Source organism: Arthrobacter pascens, assembly GCF_030816475.1.
GTDB lineage: Bacteria > Actinomycetota > Actinomycetes > Actinomycetales > Micrococcaceae > Arthrobacter > Arthrobacter pascens_B.
Genome location: NZ_JAUSXF010000001.1, coordinates 640,067 through 658,791, shown reverse-complemented (window position 1 = coordinate 658,791; position 18,725 = coordinate 640,067). Strand labels below are relative to the sequence as shown.

Genomic DNA, 18,725 nt, shown 5'->3' with positions numbered 1-18,725 from the left:
TCAACCGGAAACGAAGGGCGGACACATCATGGGCCTCGGAGACAAGATCAGTAACGCAGCAGAAGACCTGGCCGGCAAGGCAAAGGAAGCGGCCGGCAAGGCCACCGACAATGACCGGCTCGAGGCTGAAGGCCAGAAGGACCAGGTCAAAGCTGATGCCAGGAAGGTCGGCGAAAGCGTGAAGGACGAGTTCAAGCGCGACTAGCCCCACAAACCGGGCGGCGGCGGATTCCCATGGGGGATCCGCCGCCGCTCTTTTGTACCCTCAACCCGCCGATTGCTCCGTACGCAGGTCCAGTCACCATCCGCTGCGGGTCGGGGTGTGCCCCTGCCGGGAGTCTTCGGGCATCGGCATTTCGGCCCGCAGCCCGAGGAGCCGGATGGGGCGGCCCCGTTCGATTTTCGCGGCCAGGTCCATGGCACGCGCGAGCACTTCCTCGGGGTCCGACGTCTCGGGGATCTTCCGGGCATACGTCTTGGTGAGGAACGGGGCGTAGCGGACCTTGAGCGTCAGCCCAATCACCGGCCGGCCCTCTGCCGCGACATCCTCCAAGACGTGCGCCGCCAACTCCCTGACGGCGTCGTCAACCTGACCGGATTCAGTCAGGTTGCGCTGGAAGGTGGTCTCCCGGCTGTGCCCGCGCGCCACCCATGGCGTGTCATCGACTGTCCTCGCGCCGTCGCCCCGTCCCAGCTGTGCATACCAGGGACCCATCTTCGGGCCGAACTCGGGGACGAGGTCATCGGGATTGGCTGCTGCAAGTTCGGCAACAGTTTGAATGCCGAGCGTGGCAAGGCGGCGGGACACTTTCGTTCCCACGCCCCACAGCTCGATGGTGGGCCGGCTTCCCATGACCTCCAGCCAATTCTGGGCGGTGAGCCGGAAGACGCCGGCCGGCTTGCCGAACGTCGTCGCCACCTTCGCGCGGACCAGCGTGTCGCCGATGCCCACACTGCAGTGCAGCCTGGTCTCCTCAAGGACATCGCGCTGCAGTTGTTGGGCGTAGGCTTCCGGGTCCTCCGTCTGCACTCCCACGAAGGCTTCATCCCAGCCGAGCACCTGGACCGTGGCATCAGGCTGCGCCCGCAGCACGGCCATGACGTCTTCAGATGCAGCGAAGTAGGCCTCATGATCGACGGGCAGGATGACGGCGTCGGGCACTTTCCGTGCGGCGATGCGCAGCGGCATCCCCGAGCCAACGCCGTACGCCCTGGCTTCGTAGGACGCCGTCGACACCACTGCCCGCTCGGTCGGGTCGCCGCGGCCACCAACGATCAGAGGCTTGCCCGCGAGCTCTGGCCGGCGGAGCACTTCAACAGCCGCAATGAACTGGTCAAGGTCAACATGCAGCACCCAGGGTTCCCTCACAAGCCCCAGTTTGCCCCGGTCGGGCGGTCCGCACCACCATTTCGCCTCCCCTCTCTCAGGATCCGGAAGAACGACGACGGCGGGCCGCCCCCGAGACTTGAGTTCTAGCGGTCGTTGCAACACCCATACATTTTGGGAGTTGCAACGACCGTGCCGCATTTAAGCGATATCTCAGCGGAGTCCCGGAAGTATGCGAGATCGACTGTTCAGCAGAGGGAAGCGTTCTTCCGAGTTTTTGACCGACTCGGAAGTGCGACATTGGCCGCGGCAGAACTGGGTTTGAACCGGAACAGCTGCTATCAGTGGCTCCGCAAGGCTGGCCTCACTTCCGGGAACACCGCATCAACCCGGCAGGCAGCCAGAGCCAAGTACACACCCGAACAGAAACGGGAGTTCTTGTCCGTTCTCGAGCGGGAAGGGAGCGTCACTGTTGCCGCTGCTGAGCTCAGCCTGAATGTAAACACCGCATTCCGCTGGGCACGCGAGGCGGGCATTTCCAGCCGACCGGTGAGTCATCGCAGGCGGGCGGAGTACCTGCGCTTACGAGACCAAGGACTGAGCCGGCGCGATGCGGTCCAGGCCCTGGGCGTCCCCCGCAGCAGTGCACGGGAGTGGGAGCTCGGGGTGAGGAAATCCGGCGGTCGACGCATTTATCCAGCTGGACGGAGAATGCACTACAACCATGATGTGGATTCTTCGACACTTCCTGCCGTCCCCGACAAAAGGCGGCAGACCCGGCCTGTATCGATCTCGGTGCTCGAACGGCCCATTGACCCGAGGTTTCTGTCGCTGCAAGAACGCGAAACCATCCGGGACCTGAACGCCGCTGGGGCTTCGCTGCGTTCAATCGCGGCAGTGTTGCAGCGATCGCCGTCGACCGTTAGCCGGGAAATCGCCCGTAACGGCCACCCGGGCGTTGGCTACCAGCCGTATGCGGCGCAACGTCAAGCTGCCTCACGCCGCGCCCGGCCCAAGACCGCGAAACTCGCTGGTGAATCGGACCTGAGCAACTACGTGAAAGAGAAACTGCTCATACGCTGGTCTCCAGAGCAGATCAGCCACACGCTGGTCGAAGATTTCCCCGAACTGCCGGAGATGCGTGTGTGCCCAGAGACGATCTATCAAGCCCTCTACGTCCAGGCCCGAGGCGGACTCAAACGCGAAATTCAGGCGGCCCTGCGCACCGGCCGGACCCGCCGCAAACCCCATATCACCGGCGAACAGCGCACCTCCCGCTTCACGGACCGCATGGTCATGATCTCCGAACGACCGCCCGAGGTCGAGGACCGTGCCGTCCCCGGCCACTGGGAATCTCAATGTTTCTGTCAAGCTGCTTGAGCGCTGATTCTGGCCATCGGTTCCTGGTAGATGGTGTGGTCGCGGAGCATGGCCCAGAGGACGTTCATGCGGCGTCTGGCGAGGGCAATGAGGGCCTGTTTGTGAGACTTTCCCTCGCTGCGTTTCCGGTCGTAGTAGGTTCTGGATGCGGGACTGTTTTTCAGGCTGGAGAGCGCGGCAAGGTAGCAGGTCCGGAGAAGTCTGCGGTTGAAGCGGCGTGGCCGATGCAGATTTCCGCTGATGCGTCCGGAATCGCGTGGGACCGGGGCCAGGCCTGCGACGCTGGCGAGGCGGTCGACGTTGTCGAACCCCTTGAGGTTACCGCCGATATTCGCGAGGAAAGTCGCCGCGAGAACCGGCCCGAACCCGGGCATGCTTAGTAGAACGTCGGCGCTGTCGTGTTGGTGGAACAGGTTGGTGATCTGGGTATCGACGTCGTCGATCTCTGCGTCAATGGCGCTGATCTGCTCGGCCAGCCGGACAGCCAGGGCAGAGCCGGTCGATTGTGTTGGCAGGACCGTGTGCTGGGAGTTCGCGGCTATCAGTGCCTTCTCGGCCATCTTGGCACTGTTCCGGCAGCCACGTTTTTTGAGCCAGCCGGCCAGCCGGCTCAGACCTATCCGCCGGATGGCCTCCGGGGTCTGATAGCCGCCTAGGAGGATCAGAGGCGCCTTCTTCGAGTAGTCGAACGCCCCCTCGAGCGCCGGAAAGTATTCCAGCAAGGTGGCGCGGAGCCGGTTGATTGCTCGGACTCGGTCACAGATCAGATCCGTGCGCCGCGCCGTAAGGAGCCGCAGGTCCACACTGATCTGGTCCGCACGACGGACGGGCTGCAGATCGGTGCGCATCCGCGCCTGATCGGCGATGATCCTGGCGTCTTTCGCATCCGTCTTGCCATCACCGCGGTAAGTTGCTGCGGCGTGGTGCACGATCCGTCCGGGGATATAAAGCAACTGCTGTGCATGCGCGGCCAGTAGCTCGATCAGCAGCGCGGCGCCTCCAGCGTTCAAATCCGTCGCCCAACAGACCTCTCCACCGGCCGCGACCTCCGCAACCTTGGCTATGAGGCCGAGGAGCACGCCCTCGTCGTTTTCAACCCGTGTCGAGAGTAGGACCTTCCCGGCCTGATCGATCACTACGCAATGATGAGCCCGCTTGCCCGAGTCGATTCCCACCCAAACCGCCGGCATGCTTTATCCCCCTTCAATCAGCTTCAATTTTTCATAACCCTGTCGATAACTACGCCGGCACGTCCTTACCCAACGATCAATGTCGTAATTCTCAATCAGCGGTCGAGTCATCGGCGGGCAGCGGGCGGCCATTCCCAGTGAGCCGTCCAAGCGGCAGGGAGACCTGTGCCATACCCGCCACCCGAGGGTGATCGAAACACTACGACAGCTCCGAAATCATCCACAACAACACCGTAAGGAAGGCGACCTGATCACCGGGACACTAAACCAGTCCGCCATCGCAACCCTGGTCGAACGCACCACCCGGTACGTGATGCTCGTGCACCTGCCCGCAGACCACACCGCTGAAACCGTCCGCGACGGCCTCGTCCGAACCATCAGTACCCTTCCAGCGCACCTGCGCGGCTCACTGACCTGGGACCAAGGCGCCGAAATGGCCGGACACCGATCCTTCACCATGGCCACCGACATGCCCGTCTACTTCTGCGACCCCGCAAGCCCCTGGCAGCGCGGCTCCAATGAGAACACCAACGGCTTATTGCGCCAGTACTTCCCCAAAGGCACGGACCTGTCCGTCTACGGCCCGGAAGATCTCGAACACGTCGCCCAGGAACTCAACGGCCGCCCACGCAAAACGCTCGGCTGGAAAACCCCAGCCGAGCGCCTGCGTGTTCTACTCTTGACTACTTAGCCACCGGCGGTGTTGCAACGACCCATGGAATCCGCCGAGAGGGTGACCCGCCGTCGTCGTTCTGCTTGGAAGCTAGCTGAAGAGCTCGCTCTTAGGCTCGTTGTTCCTGACCTTCTGCCAGCCCAGCCACAGGACCAGCGCGAAGAACGGGATGGTGGCCAGGGTCCACAGCCCCAGGTAGAACACCTCGCCGCTCTTGCTGGTCATCGTGTCGAAGCCGATAAGCACGGTGATGGCGAGCAGGCCAACCAGCCCGGCCCAGCTGGTCCACGGCGAACCGGGCATCGGCAGGCTGGAGGTGACGCCCTTGCGGTGGCGCAGGGCGATCTGGCTGGCGAAGATGGCGCCCCAGCAGAAGATCACGCCGATCGAGGCAGAGTTCAGGGCCAGGTCGAACGCGTAGGAGCCGCCCAGCCAGATGTTGAGCAGGATGCCCACCAGGTAGAAGGCTGCGATGGCAAGGATGGCCGCGTACGGGACGTGGCGCTTGGACATCCTGGTGAGCCACTGCGGGGCGTGGCCGTTGTTGGCCATGGTGCGGAAGACGCGGCCGATCGAGTACAGGCCGGAGTTGCAGGAGGACAGGGCCGCGGTGATGACGATCATGTTCATCACGTCGCCCACCCAGGCCAGGCCCATCTGGCCGAAGACCGTGACGAACGGCGAGGTGCCCGCCACGTACTGGTCGGACGGCAGCAGCATGGCCAGCAGCGTGACCGAACCGACGTAGAACACCACGATGCGGAGCACGACGGCGCGGATCGCCTTGGGCACTTCGCGTTCCGGGTTCTGCATCTCACCCGCGGTGATGCCGACGAGCTCAATGCCGTTGTAGGCGAAGATCACGGCGTTCAGGACCAGGACCATCACGAGGGCGCCCTTGGGGAACATGCCGCCTTCTCCGGCGAACAGGTTCGCGGCCGAGGCGTGGCCGTCGCCAACCTGGGCGTTGGTGAGGACCATGAAGGTGCCCACGGCCAGGAAGATGAGGATGGCGCCCACTTTGAGGCAGGAGGCCCAGAATTCGAATTCACCGAACGCTTTGACGCTGAGCAGGTTCACTGCCACCAGGAGCGCCAGCGCGGCGATGGCCGAGGCTTCCACCGGAACGTTCGGGAAGAAGAACTGGAAGTACAGGCCGATCGCGATCAGTTCGGCGATGCCGGTCATGCCCCAGTTGATGAAGTACATCCAGCCGGACAGGAACGCGCCCTTCTTGCCGAACATTTCGCCGGCATAGCTGACAAACGAGCCCGAGGTCTGGCGGTACATGATGAGTTCGCCCAGGGCCCGCATCAGCAGGTAGGCGATGACGCCGGCAATGGCGTAGGAGAAGATCAGGGCCGGGCCGGTGGAGGCAAGCCGGCCGCCGGCGCCCATGAAGAGGCCGACGCCGATGGCGCCGCCCATGGCAATCATGGTGACGTGGCGGCGACCAAGGGTCTTGCTGTAGCCCTCGGCGCTGAGGGAGGGGTCGACGGCGATGGATGGTGCCGTGCTGGGTTTAAGGTCTGTGGGGGTACTTTGAGGCACAACAATTCCTTGTGGGTTGGGTTTGGCCGCATCCGTAACATGAAAGATTCCGATCACAAAATTCGGTCTTTTGCCCTCGGGGCAACCGATTGTGAGCGGAATCTCCCGTGTCGCCGAAGCTTCACGCGGCTTGTCCATCCTACAAGAGGCCCGAAGCACTGCAACGCGGGGTCACTTAACGCCCGTGTTTGCCCTCTCAATGGGCCTTAAGTGACCCCGCGTCGGAGTACGATGTTCCGGTCTTCGTCGGCAGTGACCTGGTAGGTTCGAAGCGGCCCGGCACCGGTCGTGGAACATCCCGTGGCCAGATCGAACGCATGCTGGTGGAGCGGGCAGATGACCACCTGGCCGTCGATGGTGCCGTCCGCGATAGGACCCTCCCGGTGCGGGCACACGGCGGACAGCGCGCGGAGCGATCCGTCCCGCAGCCTGAACACGGCGACCTGTTCGCCGTCGATCCCGAACGCCCTGCCCTCACCGAGGGGGATCTGGTCCACGGGACCCAGGTCGTGAAGCCCGGCACCTGTTGAGGGGCTCATCGGACGGGCACCTGCGGAAGGACCGTGAGCGGCAGGGACGTGCGGAACTGGCCCGGTGTGAGTGGATCGTCGCGCTCGCTCCACGGGTCAACGTAGCTGTCCACAGTGGCCTGCATGGCCGCGTCCAGCCGCTGCGCCAGGCCTTCCGAATCCTCCACGATCACGGCGCGTAGGTGCTCGATTCCCACCCTGGGCACAAAGGCATATGTCCGTTCCAGCCAGTTGGCCTGCTCGCGGTAATACTGCATGAACCGGCCGGTCAACAGCTTGACTTCTTCAGGGTCACCGACGGTGGCCAGCAGGTCCCCCTTGCGGATATGGGCGCCGGCCGCTCCCCCAACATAGATTTCCCAGCGGCCGCCCTCCACCGCCACGACGCCCACGTCTTTGACCAGTGATTCAGCACAGTTCCTCGGGCAGCCCGACACGGCCAGCTTCAGCTTGGCCGGGGACTCAATGCCCTGGAAACGGGACTCGATCTCGATGCCCAGTTTGGTGGAGTCCCCCGTGCCGTACCGGCAGAAGTCTTTGCCCACGCAGGTCTTCACGGTCCGGAAGCTCTTCCCGTAGGCGTAGCCGGAGGGCATGTCCAGGTCCGCCCAGACCTGCGGCAGTTCCTCCTTCGGAATCCCGAGCAGGTCGATGCGCTGGCCGCCGGTCAGCTTGATCATGGGGACGTTATGTTTCTCCGCCACGTCCGCGATCCGGCGCAACTGCTCTACGGACGTCACCCCGCCCTTCATCTGCGGCACTACGGAGAAGGTGCCGTCACGCTGGATGTTGGCGTGCACGCGGTCATTGATGAACCGGGCATCGCGTTCGTCGATGTACTGATCCGCGAGCATCATCTTCAGGAGCGAGGCCAGCCCCATTTTGGATTTGGCGTCCTCAGCGCCCCCTGGGGCCAGGGCACTGAACACCGCGGAGACGGAGCGGAGGCCCTGGCTTCGGATGGCTGCCATCAGGCCTGGCTTGTCCAGCGGGATGCCCGGCACGTAGTAGCCCGCCGCGGGGTCCTCCTCCACTGCGCCGTCCGCCGCCCACTCAACCACCTGCCTGACCAGGAGCTTGCAGGAACCGCAGCCCTTGCCGGCCCTGGTGGCATCCATCGCGCCGGCGACCGTATTGCAGCCTCCCCTGACGGTATCGACCAGGGCCTTCTTGCTGACGCCGTTGCAGTTGCAGACCTGGGCGCCGTCGTCGAGCTCGGCGATGCCGACGTCCTCCCCGGGCGTGCCGAGATCGAACATGAGGCCGATCCGCTCCTCAGGCAGCGGCAGCCCCCGGTCGTACGCCTGGGTCAGGTAGGCCACCTTCCGGCTGTCGCCAAGCAGCGTGGCACCCACCATTTTGTTGTCCCGCACCACAATGGACTTGAAGACGCCGCGGCTGGGCTCGGAAAAGACTATGTGCTCATCCGTCTCCAGTTCCGGGCCGTGCAGGCCCATGGAGGCCACCTCGACGCCGGCGACCTTGAGCTTGGTGGCGGTCCGCGAGCCGAGGTAGGCGGAGGAGGTGTCTGCGCCGGTCACGTGGTTGGCGAGCACTACCGCCTGCTCCCAGAGCGGCGCAACCAGCCCGTACACCTCGCCGCGGTGCTGCACGCATTCCCCGACGGCATAGATGTCCTCTTCGTCCTGGACCCGGAGCCGGTCATCAACCACAATGGCACGCTCCACGGGCAACCCGCTGAGTACAGCCAGGTCAACGTTCGGCCGGATGCCGGCGGCCACCACCACCATGTCGCAGGCGATGTCCTCCCGGTCCCGAAGGCTGACGCCGCTGACCCGATCCCGGCCGAGGACGGCGGTGGTCCGGCTGGACGTGTGGACCCGGATCCCCAGGGCCTCCACGCTGCGACGGAGCACCGCACCGCCGTCGGGCCCCATCTGGGCGTTCATGAGGTGGCCGCCTGAGTGCACCACGTCCACTTCGATGCCGTGGCTCTGCAATCCGTAGGCGGCTTCCAGCCCGAGCAGCCCGCCGCCGATCACTACGGCTCGGCGGTGGTGGTCCTGCTGTGCGTGGTGGACCATATTGCGGGTGTCGTCAATGGTGCGGAAGGCGAAGACCCCCGGCTTCACAGAACCGCCCGGGGTGTGGAGTCCGTCCATCGGCGGCATGTGGGACCGGCTCCCGGTGGCAATGATGAGGACGTCGTAAGGCGTCACCCGGCCGTCGCTGGAGAAGACGTGCTTGGTGAACTTGTCGATCCTGTCAACGCGGACGCCGGCGTGCAGGTCGATGTCATTTTCCCGGTACCAGGAGAGGGCGTTGAGGAAGATGTCCGCGTCACTCTCCTCGCCGGAAAGGACATGGCTGAGCATGATCCGGTTGTAGTTCCCGTACGGTTCGTCACCGAACATCGTGATGCTGAACTGCTCGCTGCCGCCCCGGGCCAGGATTTCCTCCACGGCGCGGGCACCAGCCATCCCGTTGCCGATCACGACCAGGCGACGCCGCACAGGATTGCCCCGCTTCCGGGCATGGGGCGTGGCCTGCGGCCTTTGCTCCGGTCTTTCCAGCAGCCGGGCCATCAGTGTTCCACCATGCCCAGGTCGATGACCACGGATCCCCCAACGCCATCCGGGGCCACAAGGTAGAGCTCGATCACCGTACCGCCCTCGATGTCCTCCACCACCCGCAGCGGCACGTGGACATCGCTCTTGGCTCCGATGGGAAAGTACCGCATGGGCACCCCGTTCCGCATCAGCACTACGGTGATCAGTTCAGGGCTGGAGTTCCCGCCCCGGAAGTACAGTGCCTGGTTGATCACCCCGTCCGGAACGTAGTGCGACAGCTCGCTGTGGATCGGGACCGGCTTTTCGAGCCCCGAGCCCCTAAACGGGTAGATGCCTTGCAGGAAAAGGTTCTTGGTGATCACGGGCAGATCCTTTCGGCCGGCGGAGGACTGGCATGGTCCCATCCTGCGCCGCCGATGTTTCCACCTGCCGGTAGGTGCGTAACGATCCTTTAACGCAAATCTCACCGTTTCCGGGACCCGTGCGGCGGCCCGGCCGAACGTGATGAATTCCCGTCAGGCCGGGGCGAGCACGCCGTTGTCCATCGAATACCGGATCCAGCGTCCGACGGCGGCGCTCCCCGCATGGGTGCCTTGGCGTCCGTGGGCAGCGTCCCGGCTTCTGCGCGCGCACCCGGCAAACCATTCCCGCAGGGCACGGTCGTGGCTGACCATCACCACTGTCCCGGCGAACTCAGCGAGCGCCACCTCCAGCTGTTCCACCAGCACCGGCGCGAGGTGGTTGGTGGGTTCGTCCACTATCAGGGTGCCGTAGCCGCCCAGCAGCAGCCGGGCCAGGGCGAGCCTGCGCTGCTGGCCGGCAGACAGGCTCCCCACCGGGACGTGGAACTCGCTGGTCCGGAACAGCCCCAGGCGCAGGAGCGCCTCGGCATGCTCATCGATGTTGCCGCCCAGGCCTGCGGCGAAAGCCGGCAGCAGCCGGAGGGAAGGCCGCTGCGGCAGTTCCAGTTCCTGTTGCAGGTAGCCGATCCGTTCAGGCCGTTTGACCCAGCCGCTAGCGGGTTGCAGCGTTCCTGCCAGCACGGACAGCAGGGTGGACTTGCCGGCGCCGTTGGGGCCGGTAATAAGGATCTTTTCGTCCGCGCCGGCCTGGAAATCAGTGCGTGCCAGCCGGCCGGGAACGCTGACACCGCGGCCCGCCAGCACAGGAGCGCCGTCCTGCGTGGCATGGGGCGGGGCAACAAGGTCCACGGCCATGTTTGTGTTGAGCCGCAGGGGCACTGGCGGCCGTTCCACCGGGCTGGCTTCGAGCCGGCGGAGGCGCTCCTGGGCATTCCTGACCTGGCTACTGGCCGCTTTCTGCCAGGTACCCGCCTTGAAGTCGAAGCCCATCTTGTCGCCGTCGCGTTGGCGGCCGTAGCCCATGGTTCCCGCCACGGTCTCCGCCTGGCGCTTTTCCGACTCCATCGCCTCGATCCACCCGTGATACTGCTGGACCCAGCGCTGGCGCTCGGCCGCCTTCTCCCGGAGGTACCCGTTGTAGCCGTTGCCGTAGCGGGTCACGGCACGGCGCTCGGCGTCCACTTCGATGATGGTGGCGGCGACTTTGCGGAGCAGAACGCGGTCGTGGGAGACCACCACCACTGTGCCGCGGTGGGCGGCCAGGCGATCCTCCAGCCAGGCGGTTCCGCGCGCGTCCAGGTGGTTGGTGGGTTCGTCCAGGAGCAGGATGTCGGCCGGATCAGCCAGCACGCAGGCCAAGGCCACGCGTTCCTGTTCGCCGCCGGAGAGCGTGCCCAGAACCCGGTTCCGGTCCAGCCCGCCCAGGCCCAGCCGGTCAAGCGCGGCCTCCACCCGGGATTCCGCTGCGTACCCCTCCCGCAGCTGGTACTCGGTCTGCAGCCTGCCGTAGGTTTCCAGCTCGTCGTCGCCGGCATCGGCCAGGCCCGCCTCGAGCCGGTCGAGTTCCGCTTCGAGGGCACGCAATGATGCCAGGGAAGCGTCGATGGCGGCTCCGACCGTGAAGGATTCCGGCAGCCCGTGAGTCTGGGCGAGGTAGCCCACCCGCCCGTGGATGACCGTTGTGCCCTCGTCGGCAGTTTCGAGCCCGGCCAGGATCCGGAGCAGGGTGGATTTGCCGGCGCCATTTTCCCCCACGATCGCCACATGCTCGCCGGCCGTGATGACCAGGTTGATGCTGTCCAGCAGCTGGCGGTCGCCGTAGCTGTGGGAGACGTCGGAAAGGTTCAGGTGTTCAGTCAAAGGAAGTCCTCGCAAAATTCCGCAGTATGGCCGCCGGGGCTGAACCGGACGGTTCAATCAGCGCTCGACGGCGGCCCTGGTTTTGGGGAAACAGTCCGGCAACGCCGGGCTGCTGGTTAGGACTTCATCGGACCAGCCTGCACGCCTGTTGGGAACACGTCAAGTTGCCCCGGCCGTCCCAGGGCAACCAGGCCTCGCCTCCGCCTTCGCAACTAGGTTGCAGCAGGGGCCGTAATGAGCTCAAAACGACCCCTGCTGCTACTTAGTTGGGTGGAAGCTAGGCTGAAGGCATGGCCTCAACACCTCGGAAACCACTGGCTGCGCAGCCCGGGCTGTACCGGTTTTCCGTCCTCGATTTCGCCACTCTGGGCCTCTACCTGGCAGGGGGGTCGTTGTTCGTTCTGGCCGGGGCGCTGCTCCTGCCGGTTCTGCGGCACCTGGCCCCAAGTCCCGCTGTGGCATCCTATGCGGTTGACCTCCTGTTTTACGGGACCATCGGGGCATTGGCGCTGTTGGCCGCCCGCCGGGTGATAGCCCGGGACCTCCGCATTCTCGCCACCCGACCCTGGTTCACGCTGTTCATGGTGCCGGCCGCGGTTATCGCCATGCTGATCCTGACGGCCATCGTGGTGACGGCCGGCGGGGGCGCCGAGGTTTCCGCAAATCAGGAAGGGCTGCAGTCGCTGATGCAGCAGGTCCCGGCGTGGCTCATGGTCCCGCTGCTGGTGGTGATAGGCCCGTTCGTGGAGGAGTACATCTTCCGCCACCTGCTGATCGGCAAACTCAGCCGCCGGCTCAACATCTGGTTATGCTGCGCCCTGTCAGTGGTGGTGTTTGCCGCCCTGCACATCGCAGGCAAGGAGCCGATCACCCTCAAGGCGCTGCTCCCGTACCTGGCGATGGGTGCAACCCTCGTCTTTGTCTATGTGTGGACCGGGAAGAACCTGATGTTTTCCTATTTTGTGCACGCCACCAAGAACCTCGTCGCGGTCATCTTCATCTACAGCATCCCGCCGGAGGTTTACGAGCGGCTCCAGCAGATGCAGCCCTAGCCCCAGCCCGCACAGCAACGCGGGGTCACATATGGCCCATGAGGGCGGCTCGGATGGGCGATAAGTGACCCCGCGTTGCATTAATGGGTGGGGAGGGACAGTCCGCGCAGGGTGATGCTATGGGTGCCGCGGGTCCGGCCTGTGATGTAGACCTTCAGCCCGTCAGTGGAGTTGGTTCCACCGAGGTAGCGGTAGGCCTCGCCAGGGTTGTACACGGGCGGATTATCGGGGTCGGCCGCTATCCCGCGGCCGAACTCGATAACGTCAGAACCTACCCGGTAGCTGCCTGTTCCCTCCACCAGCTGGAAGGTGCCGGCTCCGGCAACAGTGTCAACACCTTCAAGCACTCCACCGGGCCTGAACGTCAGTTCCAGGGCGAACGAGGTGTCCGCGCCGTCGAAAACAAGGTCCAGGACGGTACCGCCGTCCTCAACTCGTACAGCAATCGAGGTGGCGAGCCGGTGCTCCACCTTCGGCCGGTGGCCGAAGTCCATGCCGGCGCTGAAACGCCCCTCGTGCTCCAGGGCGTAGAGGCCGTCCGGCTGACGCTTTTCCGGCGGGAGCGGCAGGTAGAAGTTGGCGCGGACCGTTTCGGACAGGGATACGCCGGCGTCAGTCTGCAGGGTGTCCTGGCTGCGGAAAGGCCCAAGGTCAAAGAAGCTCCGCGAAAGCCTGACGTCAGTCAGGGCTGCGGCGCCGTGTTCAAGGCGCAGGAAGGTGGGGTTGCTGGAGAGCCCGGAGACGATGCCCGGCACCAGCTCGTCACAGCCGCCGAAAACCGTGGTCACCGTTCCCTGCCGGCGGAACCGGTGCAGGCCGCAGCTGCCCAGCGAAGCCTGGGCGGGAGCCAAGGCCGCGGGCATCGGAAGCCGCCCAAACGGGCCTGGGCCCTGCAAGGGTTCCCGGAGCCAGGGATCCAGCCGTGTCAGGGCCAGCAGCTTGGCCGGCTCATGCAGCGGCATCGACTCCAGCCAGGCAGCGGCGGCTGCGAAGTCCGCCCTGCCGTCCTGGTTGGCCAGCCGGCGGTACAGCATCATGAACGCGTTGGCCTGAAAGGTGAACCACTGGTCCTGGCGCCGTGAGAAGAGGGATTCCACGCTGCCGTCCTGGTTGAACCAGGGCAGGAAGGCCGTCAGGTTCCTCCGGACATGGTCCAGCAGTTCGGGGCGGCCTGAACTGTCAGCAATGGCCACGAGCGAGGGATTGGTCACGGCTGTGGCATAGAGGGGACTGCGTTCCGAATACATGCCGTCCGGCAACTGGTCGATCCCCTCAGCCAGCCACTCCGCGATCCGGGCATCGATCCCGGGGCGTGGGCTGCCCTCGGCTTCCAGGAGCGCGTGGATCCTGGCCAGGGCCGCGCACAGTTCCCACCGGTGGTTGGGCGTGTGCACTCCCCCGGTAAGCAGCGCACCGGTGACGCGCTCGACGACGGCGCGCAGCCGCCGTCGTACGTCCTCCAGTGCGTCGTCCCCGGCAGCAACTGCAATCTCCAGCGTCATGCAGGCGTCGTTGATGGTGAACGCCGAGTCGGGCGGCGAGCTCAGGTTGGTGCCGTCGAAAAGTCCGGCAGGACCCTGCAGATGCTCCAGCCGGGCCACGCACGCTCCCATGGCGGCCGGAAGCAGGCTGGACCCCCGGTGGGCTGAACCCGGTTGCGTGTAGACAGTGAGCAGGGCCAGGAGCCTGCCCATGGCGGCCCGGTGCGGAAGGGCCGCGACGTCGTCGGCAAGCGTTTCCAGGAGGCTGTCCACGTACCGATCCGCCGCGTCGATCAGCCGGTCAACGAACGTGGCATCGGCGCGGGCAGGCGACTTTATCATCCCATCTTTCACAACAGCCACAATTAGTCCTTCAGGCCGGCGTTGACATCGGCGTTGAGGACGTACTTTTGGAACACGGCGAACACCAGGACCAGCGGCAGGATGGAGATCACCGAGGCCCCCAGCAGCACCGGCCAGTCGATGTTCTCCGCACCGACGATGCTCCGCAGCGCCACCTGGAGGGTGTACGACTTGGGATCGTTCAGCACGATCAACGGCCAGATGTAGTCATTCCAGCGCCACTGGAAGGAGAAGATGGCCAGGGTGAACAGGATGGGCCTGGACAGCGGCAGCATGATCCGGAAGAAGATGGCGAGTTCACTGGCGCCGTCGATCCGGGCTGAATGCAGCAGGTCGTCCGGGACGGTCAGGAAGAACTGGCGGAACATGAAGACGCCCGTTGCGGTCAGGACGGACGGCACGATGATGCCGGCCAGGGAGTTGTAGAGGCCCAGGTCCCGGATCACCGTGAACGTCGGGTTCAGGATCACTTCGGTGGGGAGCATGGTGGTGGCGAGGATGCAGACGAAGAACAGCCGCGTGCCCTTGTTGTTGTACTTGGCCAGGGCGTAGCCGGTGCAGGCACTGAAGAAGACGGTCAGCGCCGTGGTGACCAGGGCAACCGTGGCTGTGTTCAGGAAGTAGCGGGCAAAGTCAACGCGCTCCCAGGCGTCAAAAAAGCCCTGGAACGTCCACTCCCTCGGGAACATGGACAGCGGATAGCTGAACAGTTCGCTGCCGGGCTTGAAGGAGCTCAGGATGAACCACAGCAGCGGCAGCGCATAGATGCCTACTACCAGCCACAGGAGGCCGGTCAGGGGTGCTGACAGCCGGGTGCGGCCCTCCCGCCCTCCCCGGCTGCGGGCGGCCTTCACAGCGGGAATGGCGACTTCTCCCACGATGGGGGGCAGGTCGGTTGCTGAAGCCATGGTTCAGCCCTTCTTCCGGTTGAAGCGAAGCTGGATGAGCGCGATGGCGAGCAGGACAACCATCAGCACCATGGACGCCGCACTGGCGTATCCCACTTTGGACTGCTCAAAGCCGGTCTTGTAGATGTACTGGACGATCAGGGTGTTCTCCGTGCCGGGCCCGCCGTTGGTGAGGGCCTGGATCATGGCGAATTCCTTCATGGCGTGGATCGTGGAGAGCAATATGACCATGAACGACGTTGGTGCGATTCCAGGCAGGGTCACATTCCGGAACCGTTGCCAGGCGTTGGCTCCGTCCAGTTCAGCCGCTTCCAGCAGTGCCTCCGGAATGTTCTTCAGCGCGGCGATGAACAGGAGCATGTTGAAGGCCGTCCCGCCCCAGGCCGCGGCGAAGATGACCACCATCAGGGCCAGGTTTCCGTTGCTGGACCACTGCACAGGGCTCCCGCCCAGCGTCGAGATTACGAAGTTCACGAAGCCGAAGTCCTGGCCGAACATCCATTTCCAGATGACGCCGACCACGATGGGTGAGATCAGCCAGGGGAGGAAGATTACCACCTTCGCCGCGGTCCGCCCCCTGACGGCCTTGCTGACCAGGAGGGCTGCGACGCCCAGGGACGACACGTAGACCAGTGGCACCGACAGCACGGTGTAGAGGAAGGTACGGCTCAACGCAGCATAGAAGGTGCTGTCCGCAAAGAGCTTCTGGAAGTTGGCCAGGCCGATGAAGTGCAGCTTGCCCACGCCCCGGTAGTCCGTGAACGAGTAGATCAGCCCCAGCGCACCGGGCCAGACGAAGAACACCAGGAACAGCACCACGTTGATGCCGATGAGGATCAGCGGCGCAATGACGTAGCGGTTCCGGCGCCGCTGCTGGGATTTGGTGCGGACGGGAACCGGGCTGAGCACCTCAGGGGCTGCCATGGGACTCACGGTTGGATTGGCCACCGGTTATCCTCCGTTGTAGAGCTTCACGATGTTCTGGACCGTCGTTTTGGCGTCCTGGCTGCCGCCGAGCATCTTGACGGTCTCGTCCCGCAGCGGGTCGCCCGAGAACGGAGCCTCTGCGTACGCTTCAGAGACCACCCGCTTGATGGCGTTGTCGCCCTTGGCCTGGTTGCCGGCGATCTGCTTCTGGTACAGCTCGAAGGAGGCCTGCTGGAAGGGGTACTCAACCTTCAGGTCCTTGACCGGCAGGTAGCCGCCGAGCTTGGCGAACTCCGTGTAGTTGGCGTCGTCGTAGAACCAGTCGATGAACTTCTTGGCTTCCTCATCAGCGCCGGTGTCCTTGAAGGCGATCATGAAGCCGCCGCCAAGGTTGGTGGCGTTGACCTTCTGCTTGGGAAGCGGCACCGACATCCATTCAAAGTCCTTGATGTTCTTGTTGAAGTCGGCAACCTGCCAGCTACCGGAGTAGTACGCCGCGACCTGGCCGCTCTTGAACATCGCGTTGCCATCCTCACCGCTGAGCCAGACGGATTTCGGCATTGTCTTGTCGTCGTTGATCTTCCGGAAGTACTCCATCGTCTGCACGGCCTCGTCGTCACCGGCGTACTTGTCGCCGTCCTTGGCGAAGGCCGTGCTGCCAAACTCGTACATCATCGCGCGCAGGCGGTGGCCCGAGCGGTCCATGACCACGCCGTACTTGGCGCCTGCCTTTTCGCGCACCTGGTTGACCGCGGCGATAAATTCGTCCCAGGTCCAGGTTTTGTCGATGGAGGTGGGGAAAGCAACCCCGGCCTTCTCGAACAGGGTCTTGTTGACGAACAGGCCCACTGCGGTGAGGTCCGACGGGATGGCCGGGATGCTGCCGTCCGGCGCCTCCTGCAGGAAGTTCTCATCGATCTTGTGGGACTTCGCGATGTCAGTGAGGTCCTGCATCTGGTTGGCCCAGAGCGGGTCAATGCCGGTGACACGGGCCAGGGCCGGCAGGTCATTGGCTGTCGCGGCGTTCTTCAGCTTGGTGGCGATGTCTGCCGTGGGAACGTCCACCACCTCGATGGTGACGCCGGTGGCTTCCTTGTACTTCTTGGCTGCCGCGGCGAAGGCACCTCCCTGGTTGGTGTCGCCTGAGAGGATCAGCTGGAGGGTCTTGGGCCCCGACGAGGCGTCCCCGCCGCCGCCGCTGCTTCCGCAGGCGGTGAGTCCGGCGGCAACGGCTGAAAGGCCGAATGCCGTCAGCCCGAACTGCCTACGGCTGATGTTGGAGATTCTTGTCTGCTGTGACAATGGTCTTTCCTGTCTCTCGCGGTGCTTTCGCCGCCTCGGCGGACCCGGCTGGAAGATGTAACCGACGGCCTGGCGGCCGTTGCCGTTTCTATGGGAATACCCTTTCCCTGCGGACAACTGTGACTTATGTCATGACAATCTGTCAAGAAAACCTTCTAACATTTCCAACGCTGTAGATCCTGCCACCGCGATCTCCCGGGCCGCGGGAGGTTCCAAGGAGAACGGGTTCTGCATCGGCGGAGCGGATTACTAGACTTGCACAGTGAGTAACCAACTTCCCGCCAAGGTGTCCGACATATTCGACCCCAGCCGCTGGCGCGCCGTGTCCGGTTTTGATGACTTCCAGGACATGACGTACCACCGCCAGGTAGAACGGAGCGCGGACGGCACGGTACTGCGGGACCTGCCCACCGTCAGGATCGCCTTCGACCGGCCGGAAGTCCGGAACGCCTTCCGCCCGGGCACCGTCGACGAGCTTTACCGCGCCATGGACCACGCTCGGATGACACCGGATGTGGCCACGGTCCTGCTCACCGGCAACGGCCCGTCCGCCAAGGACGGCGGTCATTCGTTCTGCTCCGGCGGAGACCAGCGCATCCGGGGCAGGGACGGATACAGGTACGTAGTACAAAACACAGGAGTACAAAACACTGGAGCACAGGGCACGGCAGTACAAGACACAGCCGACGCCGGGACGCAGGAAATCATCGACCCCGCCCGCGCCGGCAGGCTCCACATCCTGGAGGTCCAGCGGCTCATGCGCACCATGCCCAAGGTGGTCATCGCCGTCGTGAATGGCTGGGCGGCCGGCGGCGGGCATTCCCTGCACGTCGTTGCAGACCTCACCATCGCTTCCCGCCAGCACGGCAAGTTCAAGCAGACCGACGCCACGGTGGGCAGTTTCGACGCCGGATACGGCTCCGCGCTGCTGGCCCGCCAGATCGGTCAGAAAGCCGCCCGGGAGATCTTTTTCCTGGCCCGTGAGTACTCCGCCGAGGACATGGTGCGGATGGGGGCCGTGAACGAGGCCGTGGACCACGACCGGCTGGAGGAAGTGGCCCTGGAATACGCTGCCGACATCGCCCGGCAGTCTCCGCAGGCCATCCGGATGCTCAAATTTGCCTTCAACCTGGCGGACGACGGACTCGCCGGACAGCAGGTGTTCGCCGGCGAGGCCACCCGCCTGGCATACATGACCGACGAGGCCGTGGAGGGCAAGGAAGCGTTCCTGGAAAAGCGGGACCCTGACTGGTCACGCTTCCCGCACTATTTCTAAGGCAGGAAACCC

The 18,725-nt window shown here is 64.5% G+C and carries 14 protein-coding genes and 2 pseudogenes; 5 read left to right on the top strand and 11 right to left on the bottom strand.

Annotated features, from left to right (window positions below):
* The first annotated feature begins 28 nt into the window (after positions 1-28).
* A complete protein-coding gene (locus QFZ40_RS02985; RefSeq protein WP_306906802.1) occupies positions 29-205 on the top strand; it encodes a CsbD family protein in 177 nt (58 codons plus the stop codon).
* 93 nt (positions 206-298) lie between these two features.
* On the opposite strand, the gene QFZ40_RS02980 is transcribed toward QFZ40_RS02985, so the two are convergent.
* Positions 299-1,369, bottom strand: a complete 1,071-nt coding sequence (locus QFZ40_RS02980; protein ID WP_444861233.1) for a DNA polymerase IV — start codon at positions 1,367-1,369, stop codon at positions 299-301.
* Between the two features lie 555 nt (positions 1,370-1,924).
* On the opposite strand from QFZ40_RS02980, the pseudogene QFZ40_RS02975 reads away from it, so the two are divergent.
* Positions 1,925-2,680 (top strand): annotated as a pseudogene (locus tag QFZ40_RS02975) (IS30 family transposase); the annotation flags it as partial.
* A gap of 14 nt (positions 2,681-2,694) precedes the next feature.
* On the opposite strand, the gene QFZ40_RS02970 reads toward QFZ40_RS02975, so the two are convergent.
* Positions 2,695-3,897, bottom strand: a complete 1,203-nt coding sequence (locus QFZ40_RS02970; protein ID WP_306902761.1) for an IS110 family transposase — start codon at positions 3,895-3,897, stop codon at positions 2,695-2,697.
* Positions 3,898-4,135: 238 nt separating this feature from the next.
* Here QFZ40_RS02970 and QFZ40_RS02965 point away from each other — a divergent pair.
* Positions 4,136-4,588 (top strand): annotated as a pseudogene (locus tag QFZ40_RS02965) (IS30 family transposase); the annotation flags it as partial.
* A gap of 72 nt (positions 4,589-4,660) precedes the next feature.
* Here the strand turns inward: QFZ40_RS02965 and QFZ40_RS02960 are convergent.
* The 5 genes from QFZ40_RS02960 to QFZ40_RS02940 form a co-directional block, all read right to left on the bottom strand.
* Entirely contained in the window at positions 4,661-6,121 is a 1,461-nt protein-coding gene (locus QFZ40_RS02960; RefSeq protein WP_306902760.1) for an amino acid permease, read from the bottom strand.
* Between the two features lie 206 nt (positions 6,122-6,327).
* The gene (locus QFZ40_RS02955; RefSeq protein WP_306902759.1) at positions 6,328-6,660 is read right to left on the bottom strand and encodes a Rieske (2Fe-2S) protein; all 333 of its coding nucleotides are present in this window, start codon (positions 6,658-6,660) and stop codon (positions 6,328-6,330) included.
* The gene (nirB, locus tag QFZ40_RS02950; protein ID WP_306906800.1) at positions 6,657-9,125 is read right to left on the bottom strand and encodes a nitrite reductase large subunit NirB; all 2,469 of its coding nucleotides are present in this window, start codon (positions 9,123-9,125) and stop codon (positions 6,657-6,659) included. Before nirB ends, QFZ40_RS02955 begins: the two co-directional genes overlap by 4 nt.
* A gap of 71 nt (positions 9,126-9,196) precedes the next feature.
* Positions 9,197-9,544: a molybdopterin oxidoreductase gene (locus QFZ40_RS02945; RefSeq protein ID WP_306902758.1), complete on the bottom strand. Its 348-nt coding sequence runs from the start codon at positions 9,542-9,544 to the stop codon at positions 9,197-9,199.
* A 153-nt stretch (positions 9,545-9,697) separates the two neighbouring features.
* Positions 9,698-11,404 carry an ABC-F family ATP-binding cassette domain-containing protein gene (locus QFZ40_RS02940; protein WP_306902757.1) on the bottom strand — a complete coding sequence of 569 codons (1,707 nt, stop codon included), beginning with the start codon at positions 11,402-11,404 and terminating at the stop codon, positions 9,698-9,700.
* A 290-nt stretch (positions 11,405-11,694) separates the two neighbouring features.
* On the opposite strand from QFZ40_RS02940, the gene QFZ40_RS02935 reads away from it, so the two are divergent.
* On the top strand, positions 11,695-12,456 hold the full coding sequence (locus tag QFZ40_RS02935; RefSeq protein ID WP_306902756.1) for a CPBP family intramembrane glutamic endopeptidase: 762 nt from the start codon (positions 11,695-11,697) through the stop codon (positions 12,454-12,456).
* Positions 12,457-12,536: 80 nt separating this feature from the next.
* Here the strand turns inward: QFZ40_RS02935 and QFZ40_RS02930 are convergent, their stop codons facing one another.
* From QFZ40_RS02930 to QFZ40_RS02915, 4 genes are read right to left on the bottom strand one after another with little or no spacing between them, the layout of a single operon-like run.
* Positions 12,537-14,279, bottom strand: coding sequence for a hypothetical protein (locus QFZ40_RS02930; RefSeq protein WP_306902755.1), 1,743 nt, complete (start codon positions 14,277-14,279; stop codon positions 12,537-12,539).
* A gap of 23 nt (positions 14,280-14,302) precedes the next feature.
* Positions 14,303-15,208 (bottom strand): carbohydrate ABC transporter permease, encoded by a 906-nt coding sequence (locus QFZ40_RS02925; RefSeq protein ID WP_306902754.1) that lies wholly within the window; start codon positions 15,206-15,208, stop codon positions 14,303-14,305.
* A 3-nt stretch (positions 15,209-15,211) separates the two neighbouring features.
* On the bottom strand, positions 15,212-16,156 hold the full coding sequence (locus QFZ40_RS02920; protein WP_306902753.1) for a carbohydrate ABC transporter permease: 945 nt from the start codon (positions 16,154-16,156) through the stop codon (positions 15,212-15,214).
* A 3-nt stretch (positions 16,157-16,159) separates the two neighbouring features.
* Complete coding sequence (locus QFZ40_RS02915; RefSeq protein ID WP_306902752.1) at positions 16,160-17,437, bottom strand: ABC transporter substrate-binding protein; 1,278 nt, start codon at positions 17,435-17,437, stop codon at positions 16,160-16,162.
* A 262-nt stretch (positions 17,438-17,699) separates the two neighbouring features.
* Between QFZ40_RS02915 and QFZ40_RS02910 the strand changes: the two genes are divergently transcribed.
* Entirely contained in the window at positions 17,700-18,713 is a 1,014-nt protein-coding gene (locus tag QFZ40_RS02910) for a 1,4-dihydroxy-2-naphthoyl-CoA synthase (RefSeq protein WP_306902751.1), read from the top strand.
* Positions 18,714-18,725 lie beyond the last annotated feature (12 nt).